Genomic DNA, 19,000 nt, shown 5'->3' with positions numbered 1-19,000 from the left:
GAGCCATGATCAAACTCTTCAGTTCAATACTGCTTGGGTTTTTAAGAAACCCTAAACTTGGCTCAGCAATCTCAAATGACTATGTGATTTCTCGCATGGTCACTTGTGATGCTGATAATCTTTGTGACTATCAGTCCATACTCACAAGCACCCACACGAATTGCTTGATTCGATTTGTTAAAGAGCGTTTGGTTAAGAGCCTTTCGTCTCAACCGAGGCGCGCATTCTACGCTTTCCTCATTTGCTGTCAAGCGTTTATTTTGAAGTTTTTTGCGAGAAACTCGTTTAGCTTCAAACACTTGACTCGCTGCGATCTCTCGTAGCGGGAGGCGAATCATACAGCGTTTAGAAGCGCTGTCAACCATCATCTCAACCGCTGTCGATCATTCGATCGTAGCCCTTTCAACTTCGCTTCAACTATCTAACTCATTGAATCTCAAGGAGTTTGTCGTTCCGGCGTCGCTGGAAGTGGGGCGCATTATAAGGGGATTCGAAAGGGCGTCAACCTTTAATTTCAAGAAATTGAAATAAATGCTCAAACCACCCTTCCCTGCCTCCGACCAACCCTGGGCAGCACCCGCGCAACAGCAGGAACCCGCAACACCATCAACACAGCCCCGATAACCGCATAAATCGCCCACTCCCGTAGATCCGAGCGCACGATCCACAAGAAATGCAGCAACCCCAACCCAAGTATCACGTACACCAACCGGTGCAGCTTCTTCCAACGCGCACCCAACCGCCGCTGGCTATACCGATTCGAGGTAACCGCCAGGGCCAGCAACCCAAGAAACCCAAGCGCACCCACAATAATGTAAGGCCGCTTGCGCAACTCAACCGTCAGCTGCCCCCAGTCCAGCCCAAGGATAAAGAACAGGTAAGCCAGGATGTGCAGCACGATATAGGCAAACACCCACAACCCCAGTTGCCGGCGCACCACGATCCAGCCCGACCATCCCGTCAGCTTCTGCAGCGGCGTCATGCCCAAGGTAACCAGCAGGAAGGTCAACGCCCCGAGCCCAAGCCGGTCCATCATGATCTTGCCAGGGTCAGGCCCTAGCAGATTCATCGCCGCCTCATAAAACCACCAGACCGGGAACAGGCACCCCACGATGAAGATGGCCAGACGAAACCAGGGATAACGCATCAATAGTTCTTCCGCAGATCAAGCCCGGTATACAGCGACGCCACTTCATCGGCATAGCCATTGAACATCTGGGTTTCCCGCACATTGGGACTGAACAGCCCGCTGGGCAGCCGCCGTTCACGCGCCTGGCTCCAACGGGGGTGGTCGACCGTCGGGTTCACATTGGCATAGAACCCATATTCATCCGGCGCCAGCCCTTCCCAGGTGGTGCCCGGTTGCTCGGCCACCAGGCTGATACGCACGATCGACTTGATGCTCTTGAAGCCATACTTCCACGGCACCACCAGCCGCAACGGCGCGCCATTCTGGTTGGGCAGCTCCCGGCCATACATGCCGACTGCCAGGATCGCCAAAGGATGCATCGCCTCATCCAGACGCAAGCCTTCTCTATAAGGCCAGTCGATCAAGGCGAACCCCGAACGCTGCCCCGGCATGTGCTCCGGGTCTTTCAGGGTTTCGAAGCGCACATAGCGCGCCTTGGATGTCGGCTCGACCTGCTTGAGCACCTGCGCCAACGGGAAGCCCAGCCACGGAATGACCATCGACCACGCCTCCACGCAACGCAGCCGGTAGATGCGCTCCTCAAGCTGGTACGGTTTGACGAAGTCTTCCAGTGCATAGCGCCCGGGCTTACCCACTTCGCCATCGACCACAACGCTCCACGGTTCGGTTTTCAGGCTGTCGCCATTGGCCGCCGGGTCGCCCTTGTCGGGCCCGAATTCGTAGAAATTGTTGTAGTGGGTGGCATCCTTGAACGGTGTGATTGCCTCACCCTTGACCGTTACTGCCTGCCATCGGGTGGCCGCGAGCTTTTCACTGAACCAGCCAGGCGCCCTGCCCGCCTCGACATCGGCGTAACGGCTGGTTTCAGCTGCGCGCGCCATGCTCGGCAAGGCACCCAAGGCCAGGCCGGCCAACGAGCCACCCAGCAGGGTACGACGGGAGAGGTAGATGCCTTCGGGGGTGATCTCCGACGCCTTGCACTCGGAAGACCTGGGTAGCTTGATGAGCATGAGCGGCTCCACAGCACTGGATAACGGATGTACCAGTAAGACTATGGAGCCGGCGGGTTATTCCTGCATTAAATGATTGTCACGCTTTACGACGGCGTGCCTTGAGCAGGAACTGGATCGGCCCCGAAGCCGCATAGGCGAGGAAGATCAGCAGCAAGATACGCGGCGGGTCACTGAACACCACGGCAAACACCAGCACCACGGCCAGGATAGCCACGAACGGTACACGGCCCTTGAGGTCCAGCTCCTTGAAGCTGTTGTACTTGATGTTGCTGACCATCAGCATGCCGGCAGCAGCCACCAGCAGCGCCACCAGGAACGACAGCTTGGAGCCCTGGATGCCGTAGTCGCTGAACGCCCACACGGTACCCGCGACCACGCCCGCGGCAGCCGGGCTGGCCAGGCCGATGAAGTAGCGCTTGTCGGCGGTGCCGACCTGGGTATTGAAGCGTGCCAGGCGCAGTGCTGCACCGGCCACATAGATGAAGGCGACCATCCAGCCGACCTTGCCCATGTCGCCCAGCGCCCAGCCAAAGGCCAGCAAGGCCGGAGCCACACCGAAGGCGACCATGTCCGACAGCGAGTCGTACTCGGCACCAAAGGCGCTCTGGGTGTTGGTCATGCGCGCGACACGGCCATCGAGGCCGTCGAGCACCATGGCCACGAAGATGGCGATGGCAGCGAAGGCAAAGTACTTGCTCGCCTCGCGCGGGTCACCGGCGCTCAGGGCGCTCTGCGCGCTCATCGAGCTGATGATGGAATAGAAACCGGCAAACAGGTTGGCGGTGGTAAACAGGTTGGGCAGCAGGTAGATGCCACGATGGCGCACCTTGCGCCCTTCGGCGTCATGCCCTTCTTCAACGTGCTCATCGACAGGTAGCAGGCTTTCGGCGTCGGAGGGCTTGTTCGGCTCTTCGGGACGTTCGCTCATGGAGGGTACCTTGCAACAGGATGGAAAATGTTCGACACGGGCCTGCAAAACAGGTTCTGACGGCAGGCCACTGGTCTGCTTTATACCAGAAGCTGACTGTCAGAACGAAAAAACGCGGCCGAAGCCGCGTTTTTCATCTTTCGATAAGACTTAGTTCTTGGTCTTGTCGACGATTTTGTTAGCCGAGATCCACGGCATCATCGAGCGCAGTTGCTCGCCGATGATTTCGATGCCGTGAGCGGCGTTGTTGCGGCGCTTGGCGGTCATCGATGGGTAGTTGGTAGCACCTTCGGAGATGAACATCTTCGCGTACTCGCCGTCCTGGATGCGCTTCAGGGCGTTGCGCATGGCCTTGCGGGATTCTTCGTTGATGACTTCCGGACCGGTTACGTACTCACCGTACTCGGCGTTGTTGGAGATCGAGTAGTTCATGTTGGCGATGCCGCCTTCGTACATGAGGTCAACGATCAGCTTCAGTTCGTGCAGGCACTCGAAGTAGGCCATTTCCGGCGCGTAGCCAGCTTCGACCAGGGTTTCGAAACCGGCCTTGACCAGCTCTACGGTACCGCCGCACAGAACAGCCTGCTCACCGAACAGGTCGGTTTCGGTCTCGTCCTTGAAGGTGGTTTCGATGATGCCGGTACGGCCGCCGCCTACGCCCGAAGCGTACGACAGGGCAACATTCTTGGCGTTGCCGGAGGCGTCCTGGTAGATGGCGATCAGGTCAGGGATACCGCCGCCCTTGACGAACTCGGAGCGAACGGTGTGGCCCGGGGCCTTCGGCGCGATCATGATCACGTCGAGGTCGGCACGTGGAACGACCTGGTTGTAGTGGATCGAGAAGCCATGGGAGAAGGCCAGGGTAGCGCCCTTCTTGATGTTCGGCTCGATTTCCTGCTTGTACAGTTGGCCCTGGAACTCGTCCGGGGTCAGGATCATGACCAGGTCGGCAGCAGCGACGGCAGAGGCAACGTCGGTCACTTTCAGGCCATGGGCTTCTGCCTTGGCAACGGTGGCCGAACCTTTACGCAGACCGATGGTGACATCTACACCGGAGTCCTTCAGGTTGCACGCCTGAGCGTGGCCCTGGGAACCGTAACCGATGATGGCGACTTTCTTACCCTGGATGATGGAAAGGTCGCAGTCTTTATCGTAGAAAACTTTCATGAAAATACCCCTGGTTATATCTCGGCCCCTGCGGAGCCATCGCTAATTTTTGAATTTAGATGCTGAGCACTTTGTCGCCACGGGCAATGCCGGTAACGCCGCTGCGCACGGTTTCGAGAATCGATGCAGTGCCGATCGCCTGGATGAAGCTGTCCAGTTTGTCGCTGGTGCCGCTCAGCTGCACGGTGTACACGCTGGCGGTCACATCGACGATCTGGCCACGGAAGATATCCGTGGTGCGCTTGATCTCGGCGCGCTGGGCACCGGTGGCCTTGACCTTGACCAGCATCAGTTCACGCTCGATGTGAGCGCTTTCCGACAGGTCGACGAGCTTGACCACTTCGACCAGCTTGTTCAGGTTCTTGGTGATCTGTTCGATCACTTCGTCATGGCCAACGGTGGTCAGCGTCAGACGCGACAGGGTCGGGTCTTCGGTCGGCGCCACGGTCAGGCTTTCAATGTTGTAGTTACGCTGGGAGAACAGGCCGACCACGCGGGACAGCGCACCTGGTTCGTTTTCCAGCAGCAGGGAGATGATGTGCCGCATATCAGGTACGCTCCGTCTTGCTCAGCCACATGTCACGCATCGAGCCATCCTTGATCTGCATCGGATAGACGTGCTCACTGCGGTCAACCGCGATGTCGATGAACACCAGGCGGTCCTTCATCGCAAACGCTTCTTCCAGCTTCGGCTTGAGGTCCTTCAGGCTGGTGATGCGGATACCCACATGGCCATAGGCCTCGGCCAGCTTGATGAAGTCAGGCAGCGACTCGACGTACGAGTGCGAGTGACGACCGTTGTAGGCCATGTCCTGCCACTGACGGACCATGCCCAACACACCGTTGTTCAGGTTGACGATCTTCACCGGCAGGCCGTACTGCATGCAGGTGGACAGCTCCTGGATGTTCATCTGGATGCTGCCTTCGCCGGTCACGCAGGCCACGTCCTGGTCCGGGAAGTTGAGCTTGACGCCCATCGCCGCCGGGAAGCCGAAGCCCATGGTGCCCAGGCCACCGGAGTTGATCCAGCGGTTCGGCTTGTTGAAGCGGTAGTACTGCGCCGCGAACATCTGGTGCTGGCCCACGTCGGAGGTGACGAAGGCATCGCCATTGGTCACTTCGCACAGGGTCTCGATGACTTTCTGCGGCTTGATGACATTGCCGTCACCCTTGTCGTAAGGGAACAGCTCGCCATTGCCACGCCATTCGTCGATCTGCTTCCACCAGGCATCCAGCGCCGCCTTGTCAGGCTGCTCGCCGATTTCCTTGAGGATGCCGAGCATTTCGCTGAGCACGCTGTCGACCGGGCCGACGATCGGCACGTCGGCCTTGATCATCTTGGAGATCGACGCCGGGTCGATATCGATATGGATGATCTTGGCGTTCGGGCAGAACTTGGCCGGGCCGTTGACCACGCGGTCGTCAAAACGGGCACCGACGGCGAAGATGACGTCGGCATGGTGCATGGCCATGTTGGCAGTGAAGCTGCCGTGCATGCCGAGCATGCCGAGGAACTGGCGGTCGGTACCCGGGAAGCCACCCAGACCCATCAGGGTATTGGTGACCGGCAGGTTCAGCGACTTGGCGATTTCGGTCAGGGCTTCGGAGCCACCACCGAGGATCACGCCGCCACCGGAGTAGACGATCGGACGCTTGGCCGCCAGCAGCATCTCGGCAGCCTTGCGGATCTGGCCGGAGTGGCCGCGTACCGCAGGGCTGTAGGAGCGCAGCTTGACCTTTTTCGGGTAGACGTATTCAAACTTCTCGGCCGGGTTGGTCATATCTTTTGGAATGTCGACCACGACCGGACCTGGGCGACCGGATTGCGCCAGGTAGAATGCTTTTTTCAGAACTTCGGGGATTTCGCTGGCATGTTTGATCATGAAGCTGTGCTTCACGATCGGCCGCGAAATACCGATCATGTCGGTTTCCTGGAAGGCATCGGTACCCACCATGGTGCTAGGCACCTGGCCGGACAGGATGACCATCGGAATCGAGTCCATGTAGGCGGTGGCAATACCGGTAATGGCATTGGTCGCGCCCGGGCCGGAGGTTACCAGCACCACGCCGGCCTTGCCGGTGGCGCGGGCGTAACCGTCCGCCATATGGGTAGCTGCCTGCTCATGACGAACCAGGATGTGCTCGACTTCCGGTTCCTTGAACAGCGCGTCGTAAACATGCAGGAGAGCACCACCAGGGTACCCGTAGATGTGCTTAACGCCTTCGTCACGCAAGAAGCGGACGACCATCTCAGCGCCAGATAAAAGCTCCACGTTGTTCACCTCTAAAACGCCAGAATACCGTCCTCACTGGACGGGTCTTAATAGGTTTACTGCCAAGCAGAGCATGAGCGAACGTCAGCACTGACTGAGCAAGTATTGGGAGCGCCCCAGAGTGTTGCGGGGTTTTCCCACCCAGCGCGAGGTAACGCGTTGCGGGGTGTAACAGGTCGGCGCGGGTGTGCGCCTCATGATCTGCTTAGCGGGTCTGCTTCTGGCAGTCCCTCTACAGCGGAGATTGGATTCTTCTGATTCGGCGCCAACAAGTCAAGAAAAATTATTGCCAATTTTTCCCCAAGATGAATTCCTGCCACCACTAAAAATCGCTTCAGCAGCAGAATAAATAAGATTTCCACAAAAAAGGGCCACAATCTGCGGCCCTTGAAGGAAAAACTGAAGAAATCAGGCGGAAGGAGCAATCAATTGGTCAAATGCTGCCAACAGGCGGCGTAGCTCACGACTTTGCTCTGGCCGGTCGGTAAACACGGTTTCGGCCATGACCAGGATGCCGGAGGCGTTGGGCAACGGGTGGCCCAGCTCGATGATGATCTTCATGCGCGGCAGGAAGATCCATTGCAGCCACTGCTCGAAACTGAGGGTATCGACAGCGAAAGGCACCGTACTGGCCAGTGCCTCGTCGCTTGGCGGCTCGTCATCCCACCAGCCTTGCACCTGCAGCTCACGCTCGATCAGCAGCAGGTGGTCGGCAATATCCAGAATGCGCTGTTCGATCATCACGAATTGACCCGTGCCTTTTGCCGGGCCAGTGCGGCGCCGGCGTTATCACCCTGCTTCTCGCGGGCCTGGGCGATGGTGTTCCACAGCTCGGCCTGCAGGCTCGGGCGGCCATTGGCGTAAGTCAGGGCACGACGCGCCAGTTGCTCGGCCTGCGGCGCATCACCTTGCGACAGGCGTACCTGGGCCAGGCGGTACAGCACCTGCGGCTCGCGCGGGGCAATGCGCTGGGCACGCTCCAGGCTCGAGGCGGCACCGTTGAAGTCGCCACTGCCCTGCTGGGTCTTCGCGGTGGTCAGCAGCGCCAGCACCGGGCCGTCCAGCTGCTCGTCGGCCGACAGGCCACCTGCAGCGGCACTGCTACGCGGGATACCGGTTGGCGCGCTGGTGGTTTGCGGGGCACTGTTCATCGCCGCGATGTCGAAGGGTTCGTCGGCGATCGGGTTGGGGTTGGTGGTCATCGGTGCCGAAGTGACCGGCCCTGTGGTAATCGGGCCCGGGGTGATCGGCCCCGGGGTAATCGGCGAGGTGCTGATCGGCGCCGCGCCATTGGCCGCCGGGAACGTCTGGATGCCCGAAGCGCCAGCGCCCTGCGGGATCATCACGGTGACGCCGGAGTCTTCAGGCAGCGTTTGCGCCTGCGCGGTGCCCGCGTTATAGCCACCCGCAGAGCGGTTGGCCGTCACGCGTTCGCTGTTGGACACGCGGGTGCTCGAGTCGACCACCGGAATATTGCCGCGCGGGACGCTGGCGCACCCCTGGAGCACAGCCAGCGCCGTCACGGCAGGAAACAGCCACTTGTTCACGTCACACCTCATCAATGCAGCCTGTGCTTAATTCATCCAGCCCTTGACCCAGTCCATGACCGATTCAACTGGATCCTGCTCGCCGCCACAGGTCGCGCCGGCGGGCGGTTCACTGCCGCGAATATACGGCATCTGCACCGCTCCCGGACAGCTGCCATCAGACCCGTGGCCACTGTACGGGTCGATCCAGGCCTGCACCACGTTGTCCGGTTGCGGCATGTCCAGCGGCAGCGGGTCGGCCTTCTTCATGAAGCTGGTCCACACCTGCAGGGCACCGGTAGCACCGGTAAATGGCGTCTTGCCGTTATCGTCACGGCCCATCCATACCACGGCCAGCAGGTCCTGGCTGAAACCGGAGAACCAGCTATCGCGCGAATCGTTACTGGTACCGGTCTTGCCCGCCAGGGTGAGATTACGCGGCAAAGTGTTGTACACCGAGCGGCCGGTGCCTTCGCGCATCACCCGCTGCATGGCGTTCTGCACCAGGTAGATGGCCCCCGGGTCGAAGGTTTGCTGGATCTGGAACGGGTAGCGCTTGAGCGGCTCGCCCTCGGCGGTGAGCACGCTGCGGATACCACGCATCGGGGTATTGAAGCCGCCGTTGGCGATGGTCTGGTACATGGTCGCGACCTGCATCGGCGACATGCCGCCGGCACCCAGCAGCATGGCCGGGAAGGCTGGCCAGTCGACATTCACACCCAGCCTGCCAATGGTCTTGATCACGTTGGGCACGCCCACATCCAGGCCGATCTTGGCAGTCGACAGGTTGTAGGAGTTGGCCAGCCCCTGGTACAGGTAGATGGTGCCATGCGGGCGGCGGTCGTAGTTTTGCGGGCGCCAGACCTGGCCGTCGGCACCTTTGACCGAGAACGGCTCGTCCTGAACCAGGCTGGTCAGGGTGTACCTGGTCGGTTGCTCCAGCGCGGTCAGGTAAACCGCCGGCTTGACCAGCGAGCCGATCGGCCGCACGGCATCGATGGCGCGGTTGAAGCCGGCGAAACCGGCCTGGCGGCTGCCGATCAGCGCCTGCACTTCACCGGTTTCCGGGTTGGTCACGACCATCGCCGACTCCACCTCGTCCGCCCCCTTGCGGCCCGCCAGGCGCTTGAAGGTCTCGCTCATCGAGGTTTCGGCCTTCATCTGCAGGATCGGGTCGAAGCTGGTGAAGATGCGCAGACCTTCTTCGGTCAAGTCTTCATCGCGGTAGTCCTGGCGCAACTGGCGCTTGACCAGGTCGAGGAACGCCGGGAACGAGCTGTCGGCCAGGCTGCCGCGCTTGGTCACGCCCAGCGGCATCTTCTTCGCTGCATCGACTTCTGCCTGGCTGGCCACGCCCTGCTCGGCCACCAGGTCGAGCACCAGGTTGCGGCGGGCCAGGGCGCGGTCCGGATAGCGACGCGGGTTGTAGTAGGACGGCCCCTTGACCATGCCCACCAGCAAGGCGATCTGGTGCAGTTTCAGCTCCGACAGCGGTTGGCTGAAGAAGAACTGGCTGGCGAGGCCGAAGCCGTGCACCGCACGCTGGCCATCCTGGCCGACGAACACCTCGTTGAGGTAGGCCTCGAGGATCTCGCGCTTGTCGTAGTGCAGCTCCAGCAGCACGGCCATCATCGCCTCGGTCAGCTTGCGGCTGAGGCTGCGCTCGCTGGTGAGGTAGAAATTCTTCACCAGCTGCTGGGTCAGGGTACTGCCACCCTGGCGCATGGAACCTGCCGAGGTGTTGACCCACATGGCCCGGGCGATGGACTTGGGCGACACCCCGAAGTGGCTGTAGAAATCGCGGTCTTCCGTCGCCACCAGGGTTTCGAGCAGGTACGGCGGTACCTGGTCGATCTTGATCAGGATGCGGTCTTCGAGGTTTTTCGGGTAGATGCCGCCGATCATCAGCGGCTCCAGGCGCACTACGTCGAGCGTCTTGCCGTTGGCGCCGGAAAGGCCCGCCACGTAATCGCCGGAGAAGCGCACACGCACGAACTGCGCCGGCTCCATGCCCTCGTAGAACTGGAAGCCACGGGTATTGAGCTCGACGGTGTTGCCGTTGACTGCCGCCGCGCCCGGGCCGTTGGCCGCGCTTTCACGCCGGTAGCCGAGCGCGTCCAGCTCGGTGAGGAAGTCGTTCTTGCTCAGCTTCTGGCCGGAGAACAGCTCCAGCGGCCGGGCATACACCTTGGCCGGGATGGTCCAGCGCTTGCCGGAAAACTTTTCCTGGACGACGGCATCGAGGTAAACCGCGAAGCCGGCAACGATCACCAGGCCGACCAGGCTGAGCTTCAAAGCCCAGCCCAGCCAGGCGCGGGAGCGGCCGGTCGGGCGTTTCTGAGGGGTACGGGGATTTCGGGTTCGGGTCATGGCGGCGGATTATACGCACTTTATAAAGGCTGGGCAGACGCCCCCGGCGGTAGGCAGGGACGGCACCATTGACCATAATGGCGCATTCGAATTCCCTGCCCCCGGAAGGATTTCCCGTGAGCCAAGCCCTTATCACTGCGTTGCAGAACCCCGCCCTGTACCCTCACCCCGTGGATGGGTTCCAGCTCATCGAGACGCATATCTCCTGGGTCCTGCTCACTGGCGAGTATGCCTACAAGATCAAGAAGCCGATGAACTTCGGCTTCCTCGACTTCACCGGCCTGGACCAGCGCCAGCATTTCTGTAACGAAGAATTGCGCCTGAACCAGCGCCTGACCGACGGCCTGTACCTGGAAGTGTTGCCGATCACCGGTAGCGTCGACGCGCCGCAGATCGGTGGTGAAGGCGAAGCCATCGAGTACGTGCTGAAGATGCGCCAGTTCCCCCAGGGGCAGATGCTCAATACCCTGCAGGCCAATGGCGAGCTGAACGCCGCGCACATCGACCAGATGGCCCGGCAGATCGCCGAGTTCCACCTGCAGGCCCCACGCGTTCCGGTGGAGCACCCGCTCGGCACGCCGAACAGCGTGATGGCGCCGGTGGAACAGAACTTCGAGCAGATTCGCCCGTTCCTCAGCGACAAGACCGACCTGCAGCAACTCGACGCCCTTCAGGCCTGGGCACGCAGCAGCTTCGAGCGCCTGCATGGCCTGCTGGAAAAGCGCAAGGCCAATGGTTTCATCCGTGAATGCCACGGTGACATCCACCTGGGCAACGCCACCCTGATCGACGGCAAGGTGGTGATCTTCGACTGCATCGAGTTCAACGAACCGTTCCGCCTGACCGACGTGTATGCCGACACCGGCTTCCTGGCCATGGACCTGGAAGACCGCGGCCTGAAATGCCTGGCCCGCCGCTTCATCAGCCAGTACCTGGAACTGACCGGCGACTACGAAGGCCTGGAACTGCTCAACTTCTACAAAGCCTACCGCGCGCTGGTGCGGGCCAAGGTTGCACTGTTCAGCATGCCAGCCGATGCCGATGGCGTGCAGCGCGCCACCACCCTGCGCACCTACCGCAACTATGCCAACCTGGCAGAAAGCTACAGCGCCATCCCGTCGCGCCTGCTGGCCATTACCCACGGTGTTTCGGCAGTGGGCAAAAGCCACGTCGCCATGCGCATGGTCGAGGCCCTGGGTGCGGTCCGCGTGCGTTCGGATGTGGAGCGCAAACGCCTGTTCGGCGAACAGCAGCAGGCTGACGCTGGCCAGCTGAGTACCGGCATCTATGACCAGGACGCTAGTGTCGCGACCTACCAGCGCCTGCACGAGGTGGCGGCGACCGTGCTGCGAGCCGGCTTCCCGGTGGTGCTGGATGCCACCTACCTCAAGCGTGATCAGCGCCAGGCCGCGGCGGACATCGCCAGCCAGACCGGCGTGCCATTCCTGATCCTCGACTGCCATGCGCCGGATGCGGTCATCGCCAGCTGGCTGGAGCAGCGTCGGGCAGAAAACACCGACCCGTCAGATGCCACCCTGGAAGTGGTCAAGGCCCAGCAGGCCAGCCGTGAGCCGCTGAGTGCACAAGAGCTGGTGCAGAGCACCCGCGTCGATACCCAGAGTGCCGGGAGCATGGACCAGGTGATCGAGCAGATTCGCCAGCGCTTGCCTGGGCTGTAAGGTTAGCGTTTTCCTGGGCCGGCCTCTTCGCGGGCTTGCCCGCTCCCACAGGTGAGGCACAGCTTCAAGGACTGTGCTGTACCTGTGGGAGCGGGCAAGCCCGCGAAGAGGCCAGTGCGGGACATCTCGTCGCCCCCTATGGCAAAAGGCCGCGCATTTCCCATCCCCCGCTACACTCCTCTCTGACCTGCTCGCGATTTATCCCCCAATCCCCGTTCAGCCATCGCAAGGAGGCTCGATGAACGATGAATTGCAGCATCTGAAGAACCTTGGCAAGACCTCTGCGCAGTGGCTGCATGCAGCCGGCATCCACAGTGCATCGGATCTGCGCCGCCTGGGCGCGGTGGGTGCGTACCAGGCCGTGAAGACACGAGGGTTCCGCGCATCGAAGGTGCTGTTGTATGCCATTGAAGGCGCCCTGCTGGACATGCACTGGAACGATTTGCCGCTGGAGCGTAAAGAAGCGCTCAACCAACAACTGGATGCGAAAAGCCCTGCGCAAAAAAATCAGAAATAATTTCAGGAAGGGGATTGACGGAGAAATGAGAATCGTTATGATTATCACAACTGGTCGCGAGACTGGTTGGATAAGCTAAGAGCCCCTGGTTCGGACTCTCAGATTATCTCCTCATCAGGCTAATCACGGTTATTGACCCGGCAATTTGCCGGGTCTTTTTTTGCCTCTTTGCAGCCCTGTCACCGCAGTTGCGCGCAATAGTCCTGCTCCGGCATCGCTGCCGTGTACCACACAAAATCAGCCTCGCCTGCCTCGACCTGCTCACCGACCTCTGCCAACAGCAGTACCTTGCTCTCCCCCTGCGCTTGCAGGTCAGCCAGGTGCAACGGCACACCCAGTTCCTTGCGCACGTGATAAGCCCCGGCCAGCAGCAGTGCCGGCTGCGGCGCCGCCAGCAAGCGCTCGGCCATGCGCCGGTCGCGCTGCTGCTGCACGGCCAGCATCGCCGGCAACTGGCTTTCTGGCAGCATCCCGCAATGCCCGGCACGCACATGCTCCAGCAAGGCGGCCTTGACCGTCGGCGCATTGGACCTATCGCCCGGCAACGGAGCTGGCTGCCGATAGGCCTGGCGCATCTCGCCGGGCGAGAGATTGGCGGCCAGCACAGGCACCCGCTGCTGCAAAGCTTCAGTCACGATTGGCCCGTACAGCTGCCAATCCCAGCCGTCCTGCCAAGCCAGGGCCTTGGGCAGGTCTGCCGGCAAAGGTTGCCCCGCGAGCTTGTTCAGCAGCGGTTGCTGCTCGGGCTGCAGCATTTCCAGCAGCAGGCTGCCCTGCACACGTTGGCCTTGCAGGGCTCGCAGCAGCCACAGCTGCAGTGCGTGATGGTCGGGGTTGTCGTGTTTCTCGCCGACCAGCACCCGGGGGGCGGCAGACAGGTGCTGCACCAGTTGCTCAGGGCTGATCAGCTGGCCATTGGCAAGATCGACGATATGCCCCAGCTCGGCATGGCTGCGCCCTTCACTGCTCTGCCAGGCGGGCAGCGGTGGCAGGCTGGCCTGGCAGCCACCCAGTACCAGCACCAGGCACAGCGAGAAAGCGGACAGCAGCGGATGTCGCATGGGCAGTACCTCCATGTCATTCAACAATGTATAGGCCTGCACCGGCTCTTGTGGGAGCGGCCTTGTGTCGCGAAAGGGCTGCGGAGCAGCCCCAGCAATTTGTGCATCACTGCTGAAAATCCGGGGCCGCTTTGCGGCCCTTTCGCGACACAAGGCCGCTCCCACAAAAATCGCGCACGCCTCGGCGTCTTGAATCCCCACATCAACGGGTGATGATCAGCGGATGCCCACGCTCCGGGTGCGCCTGTACCAGTACATCGATCCCGTATACCGCCTTCAACGCCGCCGGCGTCAGCACTGCTTCGGGTGCGGCAAAGGCATGGCAGCGCCCCTGCTCCAGCAGCAGGATACGGTCACAGTAGCGCGCCGCCAGGTTCAGGTCATGCAGGATCACCAGCACCGCGGCGCCACGGTCGGCAAAGCGGCGCACGGCTTCCAGGGTGGTATGCTGGTGCAACGGGTCGAGCATCGAGGTTGGCTCGTCGAGCAGCAGCGTGCTACCCGCCTCGCCCGGCCATAGCTGCGCCAGCACCCGCGCCAGGTGCACCCGTTGCCGCTCGCCCCCAGACAACGCCAGGTAACTGCGCTCCACCAGGTGCCAGGCATCCGCCGCCCGCAAGGCCGCTTCGACGATTTCCGCATCGCGCCGCTGCCCGGTGCCATGGGGCATGCGCCCCATGCCCACCACTTCCTCGACCCGGAACGAGAACCCCAGGCTGGACACCTGCGGCAACACCGCCAGGCGCCTGGCCCGTTCCTGCCCGGCCCAGTTGGCCAGCGGCCTGCCCTGTAGCGTCACCCATCCGCGATCGGGCGCCAGCTCACCACACAGTACACCCAGCAGGCTGCTCTTGCCGGCACCGTTGGGGCCGAGCACGCCCACCACCTGCCCCGGGCTCAGCTGCAAATGAATGTCATGCAGCACTTCGTTGCTGCCCCGCCGCAAGTACAGGCCCTCGGCTTGCAACATCAGCTGCGTCCTCGTATCAGCAGGAACAGGAAAAACGGTGCACCGATAAAGGCCGTGACGATGCCGATCGGCAGCTCGGCAGGCGCCAGCAGCAGCCGCGCCGCCAAATCGGCGAACAGCATCAGCACACCGCCCGCCAACAAGGAAGCTGGCAGCACCACACGGTGATCAGGCCCGGCCAGCAAGCGCACCAGGTGCGGTACCACCAGGCCGATGAAACCGATCAACCCGGCAGCCGCCACCGCCGCACCCACGCCCAGCGCCGTGCAGAACACCAGCTCGCGCTTGAGCCGCTCCACATCGATGCCCAGGTGGCGCGCCTCCGACTCACCCAGCAGCATGGCATTCAACGCCTTGGCCCGGCGTGGCAGCCACACTGCCACGCCAGCAGCCACCAGCAGCAACGGCCACAGCCGCTGGTAACTGGCACCATTGAGGCTGCCCAGGTTCCAGAACGTCAGCGTGCGCAGCGTGGCGTCGTCGGCCAGGTAGGAGAACAACCCCACGGCAGCACCACCCAGCGCGGTCATGGCCACACCGGCCAGCAGCATCGTGGCGACGTTGGTCTGGCCGTCGCGCCGCCCCAGACGATAGACCAGCGCAGTCACGCCCAGCCCACCGATGAAAGCACACAGCGACAACAAGTAAGGGGCAAGCACATCCGGCATGCCGCCCAGCCAACTGCCGCCAACGATGGCCACCGCCGCGCCCACCGCCGCCCCGGCGGCAACCCCTACCAGCCCGGGGTCGGCCAGTGGGTTACGGAACAGCCCCTGCATGGCCACACCGGACAACGCCAGCACCGCGCCCACCGCCAACCCCAGCAAGGTGCGTGGCAGGCGGATCTGGCCGAGGATCATCTCGGCCTGCTGCAGGCCATCAGCGGCAATGGGCAGCCCCAGCAGGCGCAGGCCGGCACGCAGGGTATCGAACAGCGGCAGGCTGACCGGCCCCAGGGCCAAAGACAACCACACCGCCAGCAGGCACAACAGGCTCAGGCAAACGAGCAGCGTGCGTGGCTGGACCCGCTGTTTCATTGGGCTAGGCTGGCCTTGGCAGCCGGATAGAAGGTGGCCGCAAGCAACTGCAGTGTTGCCGGCAGGCGTGGCCCGAGCCCGCCGACCAACAGCGTCGGGTCAAGCGATACCAGGCGTTTCTCGCGCACAGCGCGCGAGGCCGCCAGCGCGGGGTTTTCTTTAAGCAACGCCTGCAAGGCCTGCTCATCGGCCAGCGCCCGGTCGGAAAACACGATCACATCCGGGTCCAGCGCCGCCAGTGCTTCGCTGGAGAAATTCTTGTAGCCCTGATGTTCTGCGAGGTTGCGCCCGCCTGCCTGGCTCAGCAGCCAGTCACCGGCAGTACCCTGCCCGGCGATCAGCGGCTTGGCCCCGGCATGCCCGACCAGCAGTAACACCCCTGGTGCCTTCTGCTCCGCCCGGGCCTGCCTGACCTTGGCCTGCAAGGCATCGAGCTGCTGGTGGTAGCCCGATGCCAGGACCGCGGCCTGCTGTTCTGCGCCCAGCAACTGCCCCAGGTGCTTGAGGTTTTCATCCACCGCCGCCAGTTCGGCCTTGCTGGAGAACAGTTCGACCCGCACGCCAGCCTTGCGGATTTGCGCCAATACCGGTGGCGGCCCCATTTCCTCGGTGCCCACCAGCACATCCGGGCGCAGGCTGAGAATGCCTTCCGCAGACAGCTGCCGCTGGTAGCCGACACTGGGCAGTGACTTCAGCGATGGCGGATGCTGGCTGGTGGTGTCCACCCCCACCAACCGCGCTTCACCACCCAGCGCGCTGATCCATTCGCTCAGTGCACCACCAGCGCTGACCCAACGCTGCGGCAGCTCGGCCGCCAGGGCCTGGGTGGAGAGCACAAGGCTCGCGCACAGGGCGAGCAAGGCGACGGGACGGCGCATCATCGGGTTCCTTCTGCAGGCGGGCCGCGCGCCTTGTGGCGGGCGACGGAACTGCGCACCATAAGCAGCCGGGCGCAGCGAATGCGGGAAATTTGATAATTATTCGCATTGAAGCGTCAAGCTACCACTTGTTTCACGAGTCATCCTTGCCATGCACTTCCTTTGTACCTCCCACGGCCTGGCCGAAGGCCAAAGCCGCGCCTTCAGCGTAGACGGCATCGAACTGTTCGGCGTACGCCGCCAGGGCCAGGTGTACCTCTACCGCAACCGTTGCCCGCACCGCAGCATCCCGCTGAACTGGGCGGAAGATGCGTTTCTCGATGACAGCGCCAGCCTGATTCACTGCGCCCATCATGGCGCGCTGTTCCTGATCGAAAGCGGCGAATGCGTGGCCGGGCCGTGCGAGGGCGAGCAACTGCAGGCCCTGAGCTGCCACGAGGACAGCCAGGGCATCTGGTTCAAGGGGTAAGCAGCACCGGCAGGCGGCGGTCGATGACGATGCCTTCGGCGTCCAGGCGCGTGCCGTAGGCCAGCACCTCCACCCCGTCCGCCACCGCCGCGCGCAGGGCCTGGGCATAGGCCGCATCGATTTCCTCGGCCGGGCGCACCGCGTCGATACCGGTCAGGTTCACGCAATACAGCTGCACCGCCCGCACGCCCTGCCTGGCCAGCTTCGCCAGCTCGCGCAGGTGTTTGGCACCGCGCTGGGTCACCGCATCAGGGAAGGCCGCGACCCTGCTGTCTGGGTAGCCCAGGGTCACGCTCTTGACCTCGACATAGGCCGGGGCACCGTCGAACTCCAGGCGAAAGTCGATGCGGCTGCCTTCCTCGCCGTAGGCCACTTCACGCCTTAGAGCACTGAAGCCGGCCAGTTCGGCGATGATGCCGGCACGCAGGGCCTCTTCGACCAGTGTATTGGCCCGCCCGGTATTCACACAGGCCAGCCGCCCCTGCGGGGTTTCGCTGATTTCCCAGGTGCCCGGGAGCTTGCGCTTGGGGTCGTTGGAGCGGCTGAACCACACCTGCCCGCCTTCTCGCATGCAGTTGAGCATGGAGCCGGTGTTGGGGCAGTGGATGGTCAGTTGTTCGCCGCCGGGCAGTTCGATATCCGCCAGAAAGCGTTTGTAGCGGCGCAGCAGGCGGCCCTGTTCGAGTGGGGGATGGAATTGCATCAGCCTTGCCAACTCCGCAGGCCGCGGGCAATCCGTTGTACCGCCTCTTCCAGGCGCGGCAGGCTTTGGGTGTAGGCAAAGCGCACATGGTGGCCGGCCAGGTGACGGCCGAAGTCCAGGCCCGGGGTGAAGGCCAGGTGCTCGGTCTCCAGGAAGTGCCGGCAGAAGGCGAACGCGTCACCGCCAAAGGCACTGATGTCGGCATACAGGTAGAACGCCCCCTGCGGCTCGACGGCAATGCGGAAGCCCAGTTCGCGCAGGGCAGGCAACAGGTAGTCGCGGCGGCGGGCGAACTCGGCGCGGCGCTCCTCGAAAATGGCCAGGGTCTCGGGCTGGAAACACGCCAGCGCGGCATGCTGGGCCATGCTTGGCGCACTGATGTACAGGTTTTGTGCCAGCTTCTCCAGGTCGGCCACCGCGCCAGGAGGCGCCACCAGCCAGCCGAGGCGCCAACCGGTCATGCCGAAATACTTGGAAAAACTATTCAGGACGAATGCCGAGTCGTCCACTTCCAGCACGCTGGGTGCGTCCATGCCATAGGTCAGCCCGTGGTAGATCTCGTCCACCACCAGGTGGCCATGCCGTTCGCGGGTGGCGCGAGACAGGCCGGCCAGCTCGTCACGCCCCAGCACGGTGCCGGTCGGGTTGGCCGGCGAGGCGACCAGGGCTCCGACCGTGTCCTTGTCCCAGTAGCGGTCGACAAGGTCGGCGGTCAGCTGGTAATTCACGTCCGGGCCCACCGGCACCAGCTGCGCCCCGCCCTCGACCAGGCGCAGGAAGTGGCGGTTGCACGGGTAGCCTGGGTCGGCCAGCAGCCAGTGCTTGCCTGGGTCTACCAGCAAGCTGCTGGCCAGCAGCAACGCACCGGAGCCACCCGGGGTGATGAGGATGCGTTCAGGGTCGACACTCAGGCCGTAACGCTGGCCATAGAACCCGGCAATGGCTTCGCGCAGTGCCGGCAGGCCACGTGCGGCGGTGTAGCGGGTGTGCCCGGCGGCCAATGCTGCCTGGCCGGCGGCAACGATGGGCGCGGCCGTGGTGAAGTCCGGCTCGCCGATTTCCAGGTGGATCATGTCGTGCCCGGCCGCCTGCAGCTCGTTGGCCCGGGCCAGCAGCGCCATGACGTGGAAGGGTTCGATGGCGCGGCTGCGCGCACTGTAGGGGTGGGCCATGACCTTCTCTCAATTGGGTCTAAACTGGAGATTCTACCTCTGCACGCCACCGAACGTGCGGCTCGCGCCGCTGTCAATTACCAGGAT

The 19,000-nt window shown here is 62.7% G+C and carries 18 protein-coding genes; 3 read left to right on the top strand and 15 right to left on the bottom strand.

The window, feature by feature from the left end; genetic code table 11:
- Positions 1-535: 535 nt before the first annotated feature.
- The 9 genes from msrQ to mrcB all read right to left on the bottom strand — a co-directional run bounded on the left by msrQ (position 536) and on the right by mrcB (position 10,427).
- Complete coding sequence (gene msrQ, locus CAG34_RS18780) at positions 536-1,147, bottom strand: protein-methionine-sulfoxide reductase heme-binding subunit MsrQ (protein WP_085591741.1); 612 nt, start codon at positions 1,145-1,147, stop codon at positions 536-538.
- A complete protein-coding gene (gene msrP, locus CAG34_RS18775) occupies positions 1,147-2,160 on the bottom strand; it encodes a protein-methionine-sulfoxide reductase catalytic subunit MsrP (RefSeq protein WP_085591739.1) in 1,014 nt (337 codons plus the stop codon). The genes msrQ and msrP overlap by 1 nt, the downstream gene beginning before the upstream one ends.
- A gap of 79 nt (positions 2,161-2,239) precedes the next feature.
- The gene (gene pssA, locus CAG34_RS18770; RefSeq protein ID WP_003250045.1) at positions 2,240-3,091 is read right to left on the bottom strand and encodes a CDP-diacylglycerol--serine O-phosphatidyltransferase; all 852 of its coding nucleotides are present in this window, start codon (positions 3,089-3,091) and stop codon (positions 2,240-2,242) included.
- A gap of 150 nt (positions 3,092-3,241) precedes the next feature.
- Positions 3,242-4,258, bottom strand: a complete 1,017-nt coding sequence (gene ilvC, locus CAG34_RS18765; protein ID WP_013974255.1) for a ketol-acid reductoisomerase — start codon at positions 4,256-4,258, stop codon at positions 3,242-3,244.
- A gap of 55 nt (positions 4,259-4,313) precedes the next feature.
- Entirely contained in the window at positions 4,314-4,805 is a 492-nt protein-coding gene (ilvN, locus tag CAG34_RS18760; RefSeq protein ID WP_003250040.1) for an acetolactate synthase small subunit, read from the bottom strand.
- Between the two features lies 1 nt (position 4,806).
- A complete protein-coding gene (locus tag CAG34_RS18755) occupies positions 4,807-6,531 on the bottom strand; it encodes an acetolactate synthase 3 large subunit (protein ID WP_015271834.1) in 1,725 nt (574 codons plus the stop codon).
- A 408-nt stretch (positions 6,532-6,939) separates the two neighbouring features.
- On the bottom strand, positions 6,940-7,272 hold the full coding sequence (locus CAG34_RS18750) for a YqcC family protein (protein WP_025340674.1): 333 nt from the start codon (positions 7,270-7,272) through the stop codon (positions 6,940-6,942).
- Positions 7,272-8,090, bottom strand: a complete 819-nt coding sequence (locus CAG34_RS18745; RefSeq protein ID WP_038408278.1) for a M48 family metallopeptidase — start codon at positions 8,088-8,090, stop codon at positions 7,272-7,274. The genes CAG34_RS18750 and CAG34_RS18745 overlap by 1 nt, the downstream gene beginning before the upstream one ends.
- A gap of 15 nt (positions 8,091-8,105) precedes the next feature.
- The gene (gene mrcB, locus CAG34_RS18740; protein WP_085591736.1) at positions 8,106-10,427 is read right to left on the bottom strand and encodes a penicillin-binding protein 1B; all 2,322 of its coding nucleotides are present in this window, start codon (positions 10,425-10,427) and stop codon (positions 8,106-8,108) included.
- Between the two features lie 116 nt (positions 10,428-10,543).
- Between mrcB and CAG34_RS18735 the strand changes: the two genes are divergently transcribed.
- Entirely contained in the window at positions 10,544-12,106 is a 1,563-nt protein-coding gene (locus CAG34_RS18735; RefSeq protein ID WP_085591733.1) for a bifunctional aminoglycoside phosphotransferase/ATP-binding protein, read from the top strand.
- Positions 12,107-12,344: 238 nt separating this feature from the next.
- Positions 12,345-12,623, top strand: coding sequence for a TfoX/Sxy family protein (locus tag CAG34_RS18730; RefSeq protein ID WP_013974260.1), 279 nt, complete (start codon positions 12,345-12,347; stop codon positions 12,621-12,623).
- A 179-nt stretch (positions 12,624-12,802) separates the two neighbouring features.
- Here CAG34_RS18730 and CAG34_RS18725 read toward each other — a convergent pair whose 3' ends face one another.
- The 4 genes from CAG34_RS18725 to CAG34_RS18710 all read right to left on the bottom strand — a co-directional run bounded on the left by CAG34_RS18725 (position 12,803) and on the right by CAG34_RS18710 (position 16,572).
- Complete coding sequence (locus tag CAG34_RS18725; RefSeq protein WP_085591745.1) at positions 12,803-13,684, bottom strand: ChaN family lipoprotein; 882 nt, start codon at positions 13,682-13,684, stop codon at positions 12,803-12,805.
- A gap of 202 nt (positions 13,685-13,886) precedes the next feature.
- A complete protein-coding gene (locus CAG34_RS18720) occupies positions 13,887-14,654 on the bottom strand; it encodes a heme ABC transporter ATP-binding protein (RefSeq protein WP_085591731.1) in 768 nt (255 codons plus the stop codon).
- Entirely contained in the window at positions 14,654-15,637 is a 984-nt protein-coding gene (locus CAG34_RS18715) for an iron ABC transporter permease (RefSeq protein ID WP_162276790.1), read from the bottom strand. Before CAG34_RS18715 ends, CAG34_RS18720 begins: the two co-directional genes overlap by 1 nt.
- A gap of 50 nt (positions 15,638-15,687) precedes the next feature.
- On the bottom strand, positions 15,688-16,572 hold the full coding sequence (locus CAG34_RS18710) for a hemin ABC transporter substrate-binding protein (protein WP_085591727.1): 885 nt from the start codon (positions 16,570-16,572) through the stop codon (positions 15,688-15,690).
- Between the two features lie 148 nt (positions 16,573-16,720).
- On the opposite strand from CAG34_RS18710, the gene CAG34_RS18705 reads away from it, so the two are divergent.
- Positions 16,721-17,038, top strand: a complete 318-nt coding sequence (locus tag CAG34_RS18705) for a Rieske (2Fe-2S) protein (RefSeq protein WP_085591724.1) — start codon at positions 16,721-16,723, stop codon at positions 17,036-17,038.
- Here CAG34_RS18705 and sfsA read toward each other — a convergent pair.
- Together sfsA and CAG34_RS18695 are read right to left on the bottom strand one after the other, a co-directional pair.
- The gene (gene sfsA, locus CAG34_RS18700) at positions 17,028-17,741 is read right to left on the bottom strand and encodes a DNA/RNA nuclease SfsA (RefSeq protein ID WP_085591722.1); all 714 of its coding nucleotides are present in this window, start codon (positions 17,739-17,741) and stop codon (positions 17,028-17,030) included. The two genes, CAG34_RS18705 and sfsA, sit on opposite strands and share 11 nt — an antisense overlap.
- Positions 17,741-18,913: a pyridoxal phosphate-dependent aminotransferase gene (locus tag CAG34_RS18695; RefSeq protein ID WP_085591720.1), complete on the bottom strand. Its 1,173-nt coding sequence runs from the start codon at positions 18,911-18,913 to the stop codon at positions 17,741-17,743. Before CAG34_RS18695 ends, sfsA begins: the two co-directional genes overlap by 1 nt.
- Between the last annotated feature and the right edge of the window lie 87 nt (positions 18,914-19,000).

This window comes from Pseudomonas sp. B14(2017), assembly GCF_002113255.1.
In the GTDB taxonomy this organism is placed as follows: domain Bacteria; phylum Pseudomonadota; class Gammaproteobacteria; order Pseudomonadales; family Pseudomonadaceae; genus Aquipseudomonas; species Aquipseudomonas putida_Z.
Note: the sequence above shows the minus strand (reverse complement) of the source record. Positions and strands in the feature narration are given on the sequence as shown.

Coding starts and splice junctions, on each gene's coding strand:
- CAG34_RS18705 (WP_085591724.1), top strand. CDS start 16,721: ATGCACTTCCTTTGTACCTCCCACGGCCTGGCCGAAGGCCAAAGCCGC.
- CAG34_RS18695 (WP_085591720.1), bottom strand. CDS start 18,913: ATGGCCCACCCCTACAGTGCGCGCAGCCGCGCCATCGAACCCTTCCAC.
- CAG34_RS18730 (WP_013974260.1), top strand. CDS start 12,345: ATGAACGATGAATTGCAGCATCTGAAGAACCTTGGCAAGACCTCTGCG.
- msrP (WP_085591739.1), bottom strand. CDS start 2,160: ATGCTCATCAAGCTACCCAGGTCTTCCGAGTGCAAGGCGTCGGAGATC.
- CAG34_RS18745 (WP_038408278.1), bottom strand. CDS start 8,090: ATGAGGTGTGACGTGAACAAGTGGCTGTTTCCTGCCGTGACGGCGCTG.
- CAG34_RS18720 (WP_085591731.1), bottom strand. CDS start 14,654: ATGTTGCAAGCCGAGGGCCTGTACTTGCGGCGGGGCAGCAACGAAGTG.
- CAG34_RS18710 (WP_085591727.1), bottom strand. CDS start 16,572: ATGATGCGCCGTCCCGTCGCCTTGCTCGCCCTGTGCGCGAGCCTTGTG.
- ilvC (WP_013974255.1), bottom strand. CDS start 4,258: ATGAAAGTTTTCTACGATAAAGACTGCGACCTTTCCATCATCCAGGGT.
- CAG34_RS18750 (WP_025340674.1), bottom strand. CDS start 7,272: ATGATCGAACAGCGCATTCTGGATATTGCCGACCACCTGCTGCTGATC.
- CAG34_RS18725 (WP_085591745.1), bottom strand. CDS start 13,684: ATGCGACATCCGCTGCTGTCCGCTTTCTCGCTGTGCCTGGTGCTGGTA.
- ilvN (WP_003250040.1), bottom strand. CDS start 4,805: ATGCGGCACATCATCTCCCTGCTGCTGGAAAACGAACCAGGTGCGCTG.
- sfsA (WP_085591722.1), bottom strand. CDS start 17,741: ATGCAATTCCATCCCCCACTCGAACAGGGCCGCCTGCTGCGCCGCTAC.
- mrcB (WP_085591736.1), bottom strand. CDS start 10,427: ATGACCCGAACCCGAAATCCCCGTACCCCTCAGAAACGCCCGACCGGC.
- pssA (WP_003250045.1), bottom strand. CDS start 3,091: ATGAGCGAACGTCCCGAAGAGCCGAACAAGCCCTCCGACGCCGAAAGC.
- msrQ (WP_085591741.1), bottom strand. CDS start 1,147: ATGCGTTATCCCTGGTTTCGTCTGGCCATCTTCATCGTGGGGTGCCTG.